12 protein-coding genes and 3 tRNA genes are annotated in these 13,632 nt (G+C 35.2%); 11 read left to right on the forward strand and 4 right to left on the reverse strand.

Going from position 1 to position 13,632, the window contains the following annotated elements; all coding sequences use genetic code 11:
• The first annotated feature begins 107 nt into the window (after positions 1-107).
• From ACSV4D_RS11505 to ACSV4D_RS11540, 8 genes are all read left to right on the forward strand, one after another.
• A complete protein-coding gene (locus ACSV4D_RS11505) occupies positions 108-566 on the forward strand; it encodes a hypothetical protein (protein WP_439228393.1) in 459 nt (152 codons plus the stop codon).
• Positions 567-664: 98 nt separating this feature from the next.
• The gene (gene murQ / locus ACSV4D_RS11510) at positions 665-1,480 is read left to right on the forward strand and encodes an N-acetylmuramic acid 6-phosphate etherase (RefSeq protein ID WP_439228394.1); all 816 of its coding nucleotides are present in this window, start codon (positions 665-667) and stop codon (positions 1,478-1,480) included.
• A gap of 92 nt (positions 1,481-1,572) precedes the next feature.
• Positions 1,573-1,794 (forward strand): DUF6095 family protein, encoded by a 222-nt coding sequence (locus ACSV4D_RS11515; protein ID WP_408082130.1) that lies wholly within the window; start codon positions 1,573-1,575, stop codon positions 1,792-1,794.
• Positions 1,794-2,366, forward strand: a complete 573-nt coding sequence (locus ACSV4D_RS11520; RefSeq protein ID WP_439228395.1) for a pentapeptide repeat-containing protein — start codon at positions 1,794-1,796, stop codon at positions 2,364-2,366. The genes ACSV4D_RS11515 and ACSV4D_RS11520 overlap by 1 nt, the downstream gene beginning before the upstream one ends.
• A 1-nt stretch (position 2,367) precedes the next feature.
• Positions 2,368-2,745, forward strand: coding sequence for a DNA topoisomerase IV (locus ACSV4D_RS11525; RefSeq protein ID WP_439228396.1), 378 nt, complete (start codon positions 2,368-2,370; stop codon positions 2,743-2,745).
• A gap of 36 nt (positions 2,746-2,781) precedes the next feature.
• Complete coding sequence (locus tag ACSV4D_RS11530; protein ID WP_408081930.1) at positions 2,782-3,552, forward strand: TerC family protein; 771 nt, start codon at positions 2,782-2,784, stop codon at positions 3,550-3,552.
• A gap of 115 nt (positions 3,553-3,667) precedes the next feature.
• Entirely contained in the window at positions 3,668-5,608 is a 1,941-nt protein-coding gene (locus tag ACSV4D_RS11535; protein ID WP_439228397.1) for a DUF294 nucleotidyltransferase-like domain-containing protein, read from the forward strand.
• Positions 5,608-6,261: a 3'-5' exonuclease gene (locus ACSV4D_RS11540; RefSeq protein ID WP_408081932.1), complete on the forward strand. Its 654-nt coding sequence runs from the start codon at positions 5,608-5,610 to the stop codon at positions 6,259-6,261. The genes ACSV4D_RS11535 and ACSV4D_RS11540 overlap by 1 nt, the downstream gene beginning before the upstream one ends.
• A gap of 59 nt (positions 6,262-6,320) precedes the next feature.
• Here the strand turns inward: ACSV4D_RS11540 and ACSV4D_RS11545 are convergent.
• The 3 genes from ACSV4D_RS11545 to ACSV4D_RS11555 all read right to left on the reverse strand — a co-directional run bounded on the left by ACSV4D_RS11545 (position 6,321) and on the right by ACSV4D_RS11555 (position 6,761).
• A tRNA-Arg gene (locus ACSV4D_RS11545) sits at positions 6,321-6,394 on the reverse strand.
• A 112-nt stretch (positions 6,395-6,506) separates the two neighbouring features.
• Positions 6,507-6,581: transfer RNA gene (locus tag ACSV4D_RS11550), tRNA-Pro, on the reverse strand.
• A 96-nt stretch (positions 6,582-6,677) separates the two neighbouring features.
• Positions 6,678-6,761, reverse strand: a tRNA-Ser gene (locus ACSV4D_RS11555).
• A 246-nt stretch (positions 6,762-7,007) separates the two neighbouring features.
• Here ACSV4D_RS11555 and ACSV4D_RS11560 point away from each other — a divergent pair.
• Positions 7,008-8,186: an acetyl-CoA C-acyltransferase gene (locus tag ACSV4D_RS11560; protein ID WP_439228398.1), complete on the forward strand. Its 1,179-nt coding sequence runs from the start codon at positions 7,008-7,010 to the stop codon at positions 8,184-8,186.
• 13 nt (positions 8,187-8,199) lie between these two features.
• A complete protein-coding gene (locus ACSV4D_RS11565; RefSeq protein WP_408081934.1) occupies positions 8,200-8,961 on the forward strand; it encodes a C40 family peptidase in 762 nt (253 codons plus the stop codon).
• 3 nt (positions 8,962-8,964) lie between these two features.
• On the opposite strand, the gene ACSV4D_RS11570 is transcribed toward ACSV4D_RS11565, so the two are convergent.
• Positions 8,965-9,621, reverse strand: a complete 657-nt coding sequence (locus tag ACSV4D_RS11570; protein ID WP_439228399.1) for a M15 family metallopeptidase — start codon at positions 9,619-9,621, stop codon at positions 8,965-8,967.
• 256 nt (positions 9,622-9,877) lie between these two features.
• On the opposite strand from ACSV4D_RS11570, the gene purL reads away from it, so the two are divergent.
• Positions 9,878-13,540, forward strand: a complete 3,663-nt coding sequence (gene purL, locus ACSV4D_RS11575; protein WP_439228400.1) for a phosphoribosylformylglycinamidine synthase — start codon at positions 9,878-9,880, stop codon at positions 13,538-13,540.
• Positions 13,541-13,632 lie beyond the last annotated feature (92 nt).

Here is a 13,632-nt window from a genome sequence, read left to right on the forward strand (position 1 = left end):
TTTTTAAATTGCCTCAAGCTTTAGCTGGAGTAATAAAATTAGAAAAACACTATAAGGCTTTAGCCAAAAGAGTAATTTTAGCTAAAGCCAACCATTCGTAATAAATAATGGAAGAGTTTATTGAAAAAGCACTTTTGAAAGAATCAATAGAATTTAATGGTTCAGTCACTGAATTAAAAGAAAAAATTCGAATTGCTACTGAGCGAAAATTTAAACTTGAATGGATTTCTGAGAATGAATTTACAATTCTCTCGAAAATTTCATTAGGAACTTTTATTTTTATCTCGAATCCTAAATATTTTGAAGGAATAAAAGGTTTTGGAAAGTTGACCGAATTAAAAAATGGGAAAACCCAAATTGATTTAAAAACGAAATTACGCGTTGAACTTTATTTTATCGGAATTATTCCAACACTTACAATTTTAATTACATTTTTGAGTGGTAAAGAGGTTCCTCCATCGAGTATTTTTTTATTACCATTTATTCTTTTTTGGTTTTGGTTTATTTACAGAATTCAAGAAAAAATTCTTTTTAGAAAATTTAGAAATTATATTAAAGCTGAATAAAACTTTATTTCAAAAAATCAAAATACAACAAAATCCTCCTACCATTCTTGCTGAAAACTTAGTACCTTTGGCACTTTGCAACTCAGAAACACAACAAAATGACCTTCATAAAAACCACCGAACAATCCTCGAAATACGAACATTTAGAAAAAATGTCAGTTGCTGACTTGCTTTCGAACATCAATAACGAAGACAAAACCGTTCCGCTTTCTGTAGAAAAAGCATTACCTCAAATTGAAACTTTAGTCACTCAGATTGTTACTAAAATGAAACTGGGCGGACGTTTATTTTACATAGGTGCGGGAACTTCAGGGCGTTTAGGTGTGGTGGATGCATCGGAATGTCCTCCTACTTTTGGAGTACCTTTTGACCTGGTTGTGGGTATTATTGCCGGTGGCGACAAAGCCATCCGTAAAGCGGTAGAAAATGCCGAAGACAATGCTACGCAAGCCTGGATGGATTTACTGGAATTCAATATTAATGAAAATGATGTGGTGGTGGGAATTGCCGCTTCGGGAACAACGCCTTATGTTATTGGTGGATTAGAAGCCTGTAATAAAAATAATATCATCACAGGAAGTATTTCCTGCAATGCCGGGAGCCCGCTTTCGCAAACAGCCCAATTCCCTATTGATGTGGTTGTAGGACCGGAATTTGTTACCGGAAGTTCCAGAATGAAAGCAGGAACCGCTCAGAAACTGGTTTTAAATATGATTTCGACCGCAACGATGATCCAGTTAGGAAAAGTAAAAGGAAACAAAATGGTCGATATGCAATTGAGCAACAACAAACTCGTTGATCGCGGAACCAAAATGATTATGGGCGAAATTCCTGTAAGCTACGAAGAAGCCGCCCAACTATTGAAAGAACACGGCAGTGTGCGTAAAGCAGTTGATTTTTATAATTCTAAATAAGTCCTTAGCAGTTAGTTATTTAGTCCTTAGTTGGACTCCAAAAAACTAAGGACTATGGAACTATGGACTCATCACTAAGTACTAAAAAAAACATGGCTACAAACAAAGAATTATTATCCAAAGGCGTAAAATACTTAACAGGCGCTTTACCTTTGCTTTTTATAGGCCCCTCCTTTATCCATAATGCTTTTATGAATCAACAAAATGTATGGCATTATTTGGTTTTGGGATTCGGGATCGCATTTTGTATTACTGCTGTCATTTTGAGTTTCAAAGGACTGCAATTTATTATGAAAGCCTTATTCAACGATTAATGGAAGACTTAATTCACATCCAGAAAACATTCGAAAAAGTCGTTTTTATTAACAAAAAAGTGAACAATCGCGAATTTGAAGATTGCGTTTTTAAAAACTGTGACTTTTCCAACAGTGATTTTTCTAACAATACTTTTATGGATTGCGAATTCACCAACTGTAATCTTTCGATGACTGCTCTTGGTAATACCAGCTTAAAAACTGTTCATTTTTCCAATTGTAAATTATTAGGAATCCAATTTAATACTTGTGCCGATTTTATGTTTACCGTGAGTTTCAATGACTGTATTTTAGATTACGCTTCTTTTTCGAATAAAAAAATGCCTAAATCCCGATTCAATTCTTGCTCTATGAAAGAAGTCAGTTTCATTGGAACCAATCTTTCTAACTCCGTTTTTGACAATTGCAATCTGGAAAATGCTGTTTTTAACGACACTGAATTGAAGGAAGTGAATTTCCTGACGGCTTACAATTATAAAATTGATCCAGAATTCAACCCGATGCGAAAAGCCAAATTTTCGATGCAGGGAATTCCGGGACTTTTAGACAAATACGATATTAAAATTCAATAAAATGAAAAAACTTATTCTACTTCCCTTACTTCTTATTATTGTTTCCTGCTATAATGCAGAACACAATTGTGCAGACTTTAAAACCGGGAAATTTCGTTTTGAACACGAAGTTGACGGTGTAAAAAAAGTGACACTTTTTCAACGTAATGACAGCATCGAGATTGAAACCTTTGAAGGAAAAACTGATACCGCTTCTATACGCTGGGTTAATGATTGCGAATATGTTCTTAAAAAACTACATCCTAAAAATATGGCTGAAGAAAAAGCAATAGGAATGAAAATTTTGACCACTTCTAAAAATTCCTATACCTTTGAATTTGGCATTGTTGGTTCAGACCAAAAACAAAGAGGAACTGTCACTAAAGTTGGTGAACTGTAAATTCTAATTATTTTTTTAATCATATTATATTTTATTATGGAAGTATTTTTAAATGCTGATGCCTGGATAGCGTTATTGACTTTAACCTTTCTCGAAATTGTGCTAGGGATTGATAATATAATTTTTATATCAATAGCTACCGGAAAGCTACCGGAAGAAAGTCGCAAAAAAGCCACTAAAATAGGGATGTTTCTGGCGATGTTCATGAGAATTGCATTGCTGATGGGAATTTCTTATCTAATTGCTATGAAAGAGCCATGGTTTACTATTGAACTAAGCTGGATAAATGCTCAGGTTTCAGGACAAAGTATCATTTTATTATTAGGAGGATTGTTTCTGATTTATAAAAGTACTAACGAGATTAGAGAAAAAGTCGATCATAAAGGAGAAGAAGAAAAAGAAATTGGAAAAACAGCCGCAAAATCCTTCAGCAGTGTGATTTTACAAATTATCCTGATTGACTTAGTGTTCTCATTTGATAGTATTTTAACAGCTGTAGGAATGACTAATGGTGTTACCGGCGCCTTGTATATCATGATTACTGCTGTGATTATCTCTATTTTGATTATGATGCAATTTGCTGTTCCGGTAGGGACTTTTGTAAACAAACATCCTTCAATCCAAATTTTAGGTTTATCGTTTTTAATATTAATTGGGTTAATGCTGATTACTGAAAGTGCTCATTTATCCAATGCTTTAGTTTTTGGCAGCCATGTAACTCCTATTCCAAAAGGGTATTTGTATTTTGCTATATCTTTCTCACTGATGGTAGAAGTACTAAACATGAAAGTCTCCAAAAAGAAATAATTATTTCATACATTATCAACAAAAGAAGCTCCTCAACAGGAGCTTTTTTTAGTTATAAAACATAAAAAGTAATAAATTAGCATATGAAATAAACCAAGCCTAAAAATAATTATTAATGAAAAATACCATCTCTCAAAGAGTTGCCGACTTTTTAAAAAATTTCCCTCCTTTTAATTTTTTAGAAAAAAATGATATAGAAGTACTTTCTGAACAGGTTTCAATAATTTACAAAGACAAAGGAGCTGTTATTTTTGAAGAAAATGAAGAGACACATGATTCTTTTTATGTTGTTCATAAAGGAGCTGTGGAATTACGCAAAAAAGCAAAAAATGATATCCTGGATATGTGTGATGAAGGTGATATTTTTGGTTTACGACCATTAATTGCCCATGAAAATTATAAAATGGAAGCTACCACTCATGAAGAAACCATTTTATACGCAATTCCCATCGCTGTTTTCAAACCTTATGCTATAAAAAATGCCGATGTAGGCAGTTTTATAATTGATAGTTTTGCTTCTAACACGCATAATCCTTTTTCAAAAAGCCATAGTGGTAAACTATATGGAGAGCGCATTGATTTTGAAAATACAAATGGAGATGATATCATTGATTATGATAATAAAATACTGGATCTGCAACCTATAAAATATTCTAAAAAAATAATTACCTGCTCCCGTGCTACTACAGCTAAAGAAATTGCAGCAACTATGACAAAAAAGAATATTGGAGCGATGCTGGTAGTAGAAGATATGCTACCTATTGGGATTATAACCGATAAAGATTTAAGAAATAAAATTGTAACCGGTGAACATTCTATTAATACTTCTGCAGATGTAATCATGAACTCACCGGTAATTACTTATTCTAAAAAAATGACCATCACACAGGCACAAATGGCAATGATGAAAAGCAATATCAGTCATTTATGCCTTACTAAAGACGGGACAGCAAATACCAAAGCTATCGGAATTCTTTCTAAACACGACGTAATGGTTGCTTTAGGAAATAATCCTGCCGTATTAATCAAGGCATTAAAAAGGGTGAAAAAAGCCAAAGCCATCAAACCGATTCGTACCAAAATAATGCAATTGCTGCAGGGATATTTAGACCAAAATATTCCTATAACGATTACCTCAAAAATTATTACAGAGCTCAATGATGCCTGTATTAAAAGGGTTATAGAATTATCCCTGGCTAAGATGAAAACCCCGCCACCTGTACGGTTTTCCTGGCTGGCATTAGGAAGTCAGGGACGCAGCGAACAATTATTACACACCGATCAGGATAATGCGTTGATTTATGAAGATGTCCCTGAAGAGTTACAGGAAAAAACCAGCAAGTATTTTCTGGAACTAGCAGCAATAGTTAACAAAGGGCTTTTTGAAATTGGATATGAATACTGTCCTGCAGAAATGATGGCTTCCAATCCTAAATGGTGCCTGAGTTTAAACCAATGGAAAGAATTAGTTCACGACTGGATTAGTAAACCAGGTAAAGATGAAGTCTTACTTTCCTTTATCTTTTTTGATTACAGCTTATCTTTTGGAGACAGAGAATTAGCCAATGAATTAGCCGATTATATTTTTGAAGATATTGCCGCCAATCCTATCTTCTATGTGCATTTAGTTAGCGGTGCTTTACAAAGTCCGTCACCAACAGGTTTTTTCAGACAATTTCTGGTAGAACAGGATGGTGCTCATAAAGATTTTTTCGACATTAAAAGACGTGCTTTAATGCCATTAGCTGATGCTGCCCGCGTTTTGATTTTATCCCATTCTGTAAAAGGAATCAGCAATACTCCCGAACGTTTTGAAAAACTGGCCGAGTTGGAACCACAAAACAAAGAACTGTATTTATCTTGTGCTTATTCATACAAAGCCTTACTCAAATTCCGAACAAAACAAGGTCTTTTACATCATGATTCCGGACAATTTATTGAATTAGAAGCACTTTCCAAATTAGAAAAAGTAAAACTAAAGGGAACCTTTAAAACAATTAAAGAATTACAAGAAGTGATTTCGATGCGTTTTAATCCTGGAAAAATTACAATATAATGACTATTAAAGAAAAAATAACCGAGTCTCTTCAAATTCTGGGAATTCTAAAGGAACCTATTGAAGAAAATTTAAATCAACCCATCGAATCTGCACGGTTTGTTGTTCTTGATACAGAAACTACCGGATTTGATTACATAAATGACCGTATTCTTTGTATTGGAGCCATCGTACTACAAAACGGAGTCATCAATTTACAAAATGCTTTTGAGCATTATATGGATCAGGAGCATTTTGATAAATCCAGCGTTCAAATTCACGGAATTATAAGAAGTGATGTATTGGATCATAAAACAGAATTACAGGTACTTCAGTTGTTTTTAGACTATTTAGGAGATTCCATTATCATTGCGCATCATACTAAATTTGACATCACCATGATTAATAATGCACTGGAAAGAAACGGTCTGCCGAAACTAACCAACAAAACCCTCGATACCGCTGTTTTATACAAAAAAACATTAATTAAATCTAATTTACTGGTACGTAAAGATCACTATACATTAGATGATCTGGCCGATAAATTTGATATATCAAAAAAGGACCGGCACACTGCAATAGGAGATGCATACATCACTGCTATCGCTTTTCTTAAAATTCTAAAAAAACTAAAAGAGAGTAAAGTAAGTTTATTGTACCAGCTTTTCAGATAAAGGCAATTTGGATTTTATAAACTTAAAACAAAAAAGCCACTCAAATGAGTGGCTTTTTGTGAACGCAGAAGGATTCGAACCTTCGACCGCCTGCTTAGAAGGCAGGTGCTCTATCCAGCTGAGCTATGCGTCCTTTAATCTGTTTTATCATATCTAAACCTTCTGACCGTCCCGATTAATAATCGGGATGCTCTATCCAGCTGAGCTATGCGTCCATTTGTTTTTAAACTTATGGCAAAGTTTTGTCGGGGTGGCAGGATTCGAACCTGCGGCCTCCTGCTCCCAAAGCAGGCGCGATAACCGGGCTACGCTACACCCCGAACTTTTTATAGATAGATTCGTTATCTGTGGTCTTCCCGATTTCAATCGGGACACAATAACCGGGCTACGCTACACCCCGAAGACAAAGTATTAAGCGGAGAGACAGGGACTCGAACCCTGGCGACGGTTACCCGTCGACAGATTAGCAATCTGCTCCATTACCGCTCTGGCACCTCTCCAAGCTCAAAGAACGTGTCTTGTTTTGCGGTTGCAAATGTAACACATCATCCCATTTCTCACAACTATTTTGATGCTTTTTTTTATTATTTTTTTTACTGTTTTCAAAAAACACTAAAAATCAAATACATAAGATTAAAAAAATTAGAAAACATTTTTTCAAAAACAGAATCAACAACTGAAAATCTAAATTTTATACAAAAAAGAGTAAATTTGCTACAAGCATACAACCAATAAGAATTTCAGTCATGAATAAAAAAGTAGTAATTGTTTCTGCAGTCAGAACCCCTATCGGAAGTTTTATGGGAGGATTATCAAATGTTACTGCACCACAACTTGGTGCAATAGCCATAAAAGGAGCTTTAGATAAAATTAATTTAGACCCAGCTATGGTTGACGAAATACTTATGGGAAATGTAATTCAGGCCGGTGTAGGACAAGCTCCAGCCAGGCAGGCAGCCATTTTTGCCGGATTAAATAATACTGTTCCCTGTACAACAATTAACAAAGTTTGTGCTTCAGGAATGAAAGCCGTTATGATGGCTGCTCAGGCAATACAATCTGGCGATGCCGAAACGGTAATAGCAGGTGGTATGGAAAACATGAGCCTGATTCCGCATTATACGCATTTAAGAAATGGAACTAAATTTGGTCCAACTACCCTTATTGACGGTATGCAAAAAGACGGTTTGGTAGATGCTTATGACAATCAGGCTATGGGTGTTTACGCCGATTTATGCGCTACCGAACATCATATTAGTCGTGAAGAACAAGACAATTATGCCATTGAATCCTACCGTCGTTCTGCAAAGGCTTGGGAAGCGGGTAAATTTGATGCCGAAATAGTTCCGGTTACAGTACCACAAAGACGTGGCGAACCGATTATCATTAGTAAAGATGAAGAGTTTACCAATGTAAAATTGGAAAAAATCCCAACTTTAAATGCCGTTTTCACAAAAAACGGAACAGTAACTGCTGCCAATGCCTCTACTATCAATGATGGTGCTGCTGCTTTAATATTAATGAGTGAAGAAAAAGCAGCCCAATTAAACCTAAAACCATTGGCTTACATAAAAAGTTATGCCGATGCTGCGCAGGAACCAAAATGGTTTACAACAAGCCCTGCCAAGGCGTTACCAAAAGCCTTAGACAAAGCAGGAATAACACTCAACGATGTCGATTTTTTTGAATTCAATGAAGCTTTTTCTGTTGTTGGATTAGCCAACATCAAAATCCTGAATCTGGATAGCAAAAAAGTAAATGTAAATGGCGGTGCAGTATCTCTGGGTCATCCATTGGGTTGTTCCGGAGCGCGAATCATAGTGAGTTTACTAAATGTTTTAGAACAAAATAATGCTAAAATAGGAGCAGCAGCTATATGTAACGGAGGTGGCGGAGCTTCAGCAATTGTTATTGAAAGAATTTAAAAAAATAGAATTAATGTTCGGAATTTGTAATTTAGCCATTATACCACTTCGTTTTGAAGCTAGTGACAGAAGCGAAATTGTTTCCCAGGTTTTGTTTGGAGAACATTTTAAAATAATAGAAACAAACAAACAATGGTCCCGCATTAAACTGCAGTATGATGATTATGAAGGCTGGGTTGATTCTAAGCAATATCAGGTTATTTCAGAATCTAATTACAACCAATTATCTAAAGAAACGCCAATATTAAATGCTGATTTGATAGAATACATTACCGGGTCTTCCAACACGCTTATACCAATTCCATTAGGTTCTTCTCTGTCGTTTTTACATAACAGCGAAATAAACACCGCCAATTATGAATTTGAAGGAACTAAAGTAAACGGAATCAAAAACAAAAAAAATATTATCAATACATCTTACCTTTACTTAAATGCACCTTATTTATGGGGAGGAAAAACACCTTTTGGGATTGACTGTTCCGGTTTTACACAAATGGTTTATAAACTTAACGGCTACAAGTTATTAAGAGATGCATCACAACAGGCAACACAGGGTGAGGCCCTAAGTTTCATTGAAGAAAGCGAGCCAGGAGATTTAGCTTTTTTTGACAATGAAGAAGGTAATATTATTCATGTGGGTATTATTATGGAAAACAATTATATCATTCATGCCAGTGGTAAAGTGAGAATTGACCGCATAGATCACTTAGGAATTTTTAATGCTGAAATCAACAAACACACCCACAAACTCAGGGTAATTAAAAAGATTATCTAAAAGTTACTCACAATCCCATTTTGTATTAGCAACCTTATCTTTTAAAGCCGATTGTAAATTGTAATGCCACCATTCTGAATCTAAAGCTTTAAAATGATGCTTATCCATAATCTTTTTAAGAAACTTTCTGTTGTTTTTTATCTTTTTAGACAAATTGGCGTAATTATGCCCAGCTTCTGCACCAAAAAAATCAAACGGAGTTCCCATATCCAGCTCTTTTCCATTTTTATCAACTAAGGTAATATCTACTGCCCCTCCCCGATTATGAATGGATCCTTTGGCAGGATCTGCAACATATTGAGGATTAGAAACAATTTCCCACATTCTCTTTTGAATAGCTAACGGACGATAACAATCAAACAGTTTTATCCGATATCCCTTTTCTATAAATTCTTTATTTGCAGCAATTAATGCTTTGACTGTTTTTAATCGCAAATAACATTCAGCACAATCATATACTTTTGCTTTCAGGAAATTATCTGTTGTTGCATACTTCATATCATAAACAAAATCAACACTGTACTCTTTCAAATTTACAAATGCAGTATCAGAAATAACAGTTTGCGCTTTTTTATATACTTCCGCTGCAGATTGCGACTTACAGGAATAAAAACACATCACAAAAAAAGCTGTAAAAATGAATCTTATTAAATATATCATTGCTATTATTTTTTTATAAAATTAGAACAATAGAATGATTTTATAAAATAAAACAATTTCATTATTAAATAAAGGGAACTATATACCTACCCTTTTTTACAAAAATAAATTGACTGACTGTAAAAAACATTAAAAAATGCATCCAAAACACGGCAAATACCACACTGATTTCGGCTCCTTTAAAAAGTCTTTTTTACACTTGTTCATACTGTTTTTTTAAACTAAATTTGCACCGTAATTCATCAAATACAAAACAATGATTCATTTCTTTGAAAACCCAGGCAACGCAATTTATGCCGTACAAACAGAAGGCGAAATTTCGGCTCAAGATATTTCTAAACTGAACTGGCTTTTTGCCAATGCAAATAAAATAGAAAAATCCGTGTTGACGGATTTTTTTGTTGGTCCCCGCGCCACTATGATTACGCCATGGAGTACCAATGCAGTTGAAATAACTCAAAATATGGGTATTTCAGGAATCATTCGTATCGAAGAATTTTTCAAAGTCTCAGAAGATTTTGCTGATTTTGACCCAATGCTTTCGCAAAAATACACCGAATTAAATCAGGATATTTTTAATATTCATATTCAGCCGGAAGATATTTTAGAAATTGAAGATATCGCTGCTTACAATAAGCAGGAAGGTTTGGCATTAAGCTCAGAAGAAGTAGAATATTTAAATAATCTGGCAGGTAAATTAGGTCGAAAATTAACTGATTCTGAAATATTTGCTTTCTCACAAGCCAATTCAGAACACTGTCGTCACAAAATTTTCAACGGAACTTTTGTAATTGATGGCGTAGAAAAAGAAACTTCCCTTTTTAAATTAATCAAGAAAACATCACAGGAAAACCCTAACGATATTGTTTCTGCTTACAAAGACAATGTGGCTTTTGTAAAAGGGCCAAGAGTACAGCAATTTGCTCCTAAAACAGCTGACAAACCTGATTACTATGAAATAAAAGAATTTGATTCAGTTATTTCCTTAAAAGCAGAAACACATAATTTCCCTACCACTGTAGAGCCTTTCAATGGTGCTGCAACCGGTTCAGGAGGAGAAATTCGTGACCGTTTGGCTGGTGGACAGGGTTCATTACCAATGGCCGGAACTGCAGTTTATATGACTTCTTATTCAAGATTAGAAGAAAACAGACCCTGGGAAGCTGCAGTGGCTGAAAGAAAATGGCTGTATCAGACACCAATGGATATTTTAATCAAAGCATCTAATGGAGCTTCTGATTTTGGAAATAAATTTGGACAACCGTTAATTACCGGTTCTGTTTTAACTTTCGAACATGAAGAAAATGCACGCAAAATAGGTTACGACAAAGTAATCATGCAGGCAGGCGGAATTGGTTACGGAAAATTAGATCAGGCTATCAAACACAAACCACAAGAAGGAGACAAAATTGTTATCCTTGGTGGAGAAAATTATAGAATCGGAATGGGTGGTGCTGCGGTTTCTTCGGCAGACACAGGAGCTTTTGGTTCAGGAATTGAGTTAAATGCCATTCAGCGATCCAATCCTGAAATGCAAAAACGAGCCGCTAATGCTATTCGCGGATTAGTGGAAAGCGATAATAACCCAATTGTTTCTATTCACGATCACGGAGCGGGCGGACACTTAAACTGTCTTTCTGAATTAGTAGAAGATACCGGAGGATTAATCGATTTAGATAAATTACCTGTGGGCGACCCTACTCTTTCTGCTAAAGAAATTATCGGAAACGAATCGCAAGAAAGAATGGGATTAGTAATTGGTCAGAAAGACATTGACACTTTACACCGAATTGCCGACAGAGAGCGCTCGCCAATGTACGAAGTAGGTGATGTAACCGGCGATCATCGTTTTACTTTCGAATCAAAAACTACCGGAGCAAAACCTATGGATTATGCATTGGAAGATTTCTTTGGAAGTTCGCCAAAAACAATAATGACTGATAAAACGGTTGATTATAACTATACCCCATTAGATTATTCAGCATCAAAAATTGCTGAATATTTAGAACAGGTATTGCAATTAGAAGCAGTTGCCTGTAAAGACTGGCTGACTAATAAAGTAGACCGTTGTGTAGGTGGAAAAGTAGCCAAGCAACAATGTGCCGGTCCATTGCAATTGCCTTTAAACAACTGCGGTGTTGTCGCTTTAGATTTTAACGGAAAAGAAGGAATTGCAACCTCTATTGGTCATGCTCCTATTTCGGCATTAATTGATCCTGTTGCAGGAAGCCGTAATGCTATTGCGGAATCATTATCAAATATTGTCTGGGCTCCAATTAAAGACGGACTAAAAGGAATTTCTCTTTCGGCCAACTGGATGTGGGCTTGTAAAAACGAAGGTGAAGATGCCCGTTTATACGCTGCTGTTGAAGGCTGTTCTGATTTTGCTATCGAATTAGGGATCAATATTCCAACAGGAAAAGATTCTCTTTCGATGAAGCAAAAATATCCTAATGACGAAGTAATTGCACCGGGAACGGTTATTATTTCGGCAGGTGGAAACTGTACGGATATCAGAAAAGTAGTAGAACCTGTTTTACAAAAAGACGGTGGTTCCATTTATTATATCAATTTATCACAGGATGAATACAAATTAGGAGGTTCTTCGTTTGCGCAAATTCTGAATACCATTGGAAATGAAACGCCTACTATCAAAGATGCTTCTTTCTTTAAAAATGCATTCAATACAATCCAGGAATTAATTTTGGATAACCAAATTGTAGCAGGACACGATATCGGAAGTGGTGGTTTAATCACTACTTTATTAGAAATGTGTTTTGCTGATGTAAATTTAGGAGCCAAAGTTGATTTCACCGCTTTCGCAGAAAAAGATTTATTAAAAATCCTTTTTGCTGAAAATATTGGTATTGTTTTTCAGGCCAAAACTGATGCAAGTGTTGAACCTCAATTAAAAGCAGCTAATATCGAATTCTTCAAAATCGGAAGAGTTGAATCTTCTGAAAATTTGATTATTAATAATGAAATTTTTAATATTAATGATTATAGAGATATCTGGTTTAAAACTTCGTTTTTATTAGATCAAAAACAATCAAAAAACGGAACAGCACAAGAACGTTATAACAATTATAAAAACCAACCGTTACACTTTAATTTCCCTGCTCATTTTACAGGAAAAAAACCTGAAATAGACGCTTCTAAACCAAGACCAAAAGCAGCAATTATTCGTGAAAAAGGAAGTAATTCAGAACGAGAAATGGCTAATGCGATGTACTTAGCAGGTTTTGATGTAAAAGACGTTCATATGACCGATTTGATTTCGGGACGTGAAACTCTGGAAGATATTCAGTTTATTGGGGCCGTTGGTGGATTCTCTAATTCAGATGTTTTAGGTTCAGCTAAAGGCTGGGCAGGAGCTTTCAAATACAATGAAAAAGCAAACACTGCTTTGAAAAACTTCTTTAAAAGAGAAGATACTTTATCGGTTGGTATTTGTAACGGCTGTCAGTTGTTCATGGAATTAGAACTAATTAATCCGGAACATGGTGTAGAATTACACGGAAAAATGTTGCACAATACCAGTCAAAAACATGAAAGCATCTTTACTTCTGTAACCATAAAAGAGAATAACTCAGTAATGTTATCCAGTTTAGCCGGAACAACTTTAGGAGTATGGGTTTCTCATGGGGAAGGTAAATTTAATCTTTCTATGACTGAAGACAGCTATAATATTGTGGGTAAATACGGTTATGAAGAGTATCCTGCAAATCCAAACGGTTCTAATTTTAACACCGCTATGTTGTGTGATAAAACGGGTCGTCACTTAGTTACGATGCCGCATATTGAACGTTCCGTTTTCCAATGGAACTGGGCTAATTATCCAGCCCACAGAAACGATGAAGTTACTCCTTGGCAGGAAGCTTTTGTCAATGCCAGAAAATGGATTGAAAACAATAACTAATTTTTAGTTTCTTAAATATCACAAAGCGTTCTCGAAAGAGAGCGCTTTTTTTGTGGGATATTTTTTATTAGTAAATTTTAAATCCTTACATT

It is taken from the genome of Flavobacterium sp. ARAG 55.4 (genome assembly GCF_051846875.1).
In the GTDB taxonomy this organism is placed as follows: domain Bacteria; phylum Bacteroidota; class Bacteroidia; order Flavobacteriales; family Flavobacteriaceae; genus Flavobacterium; species Flavobacterium plantiphilum.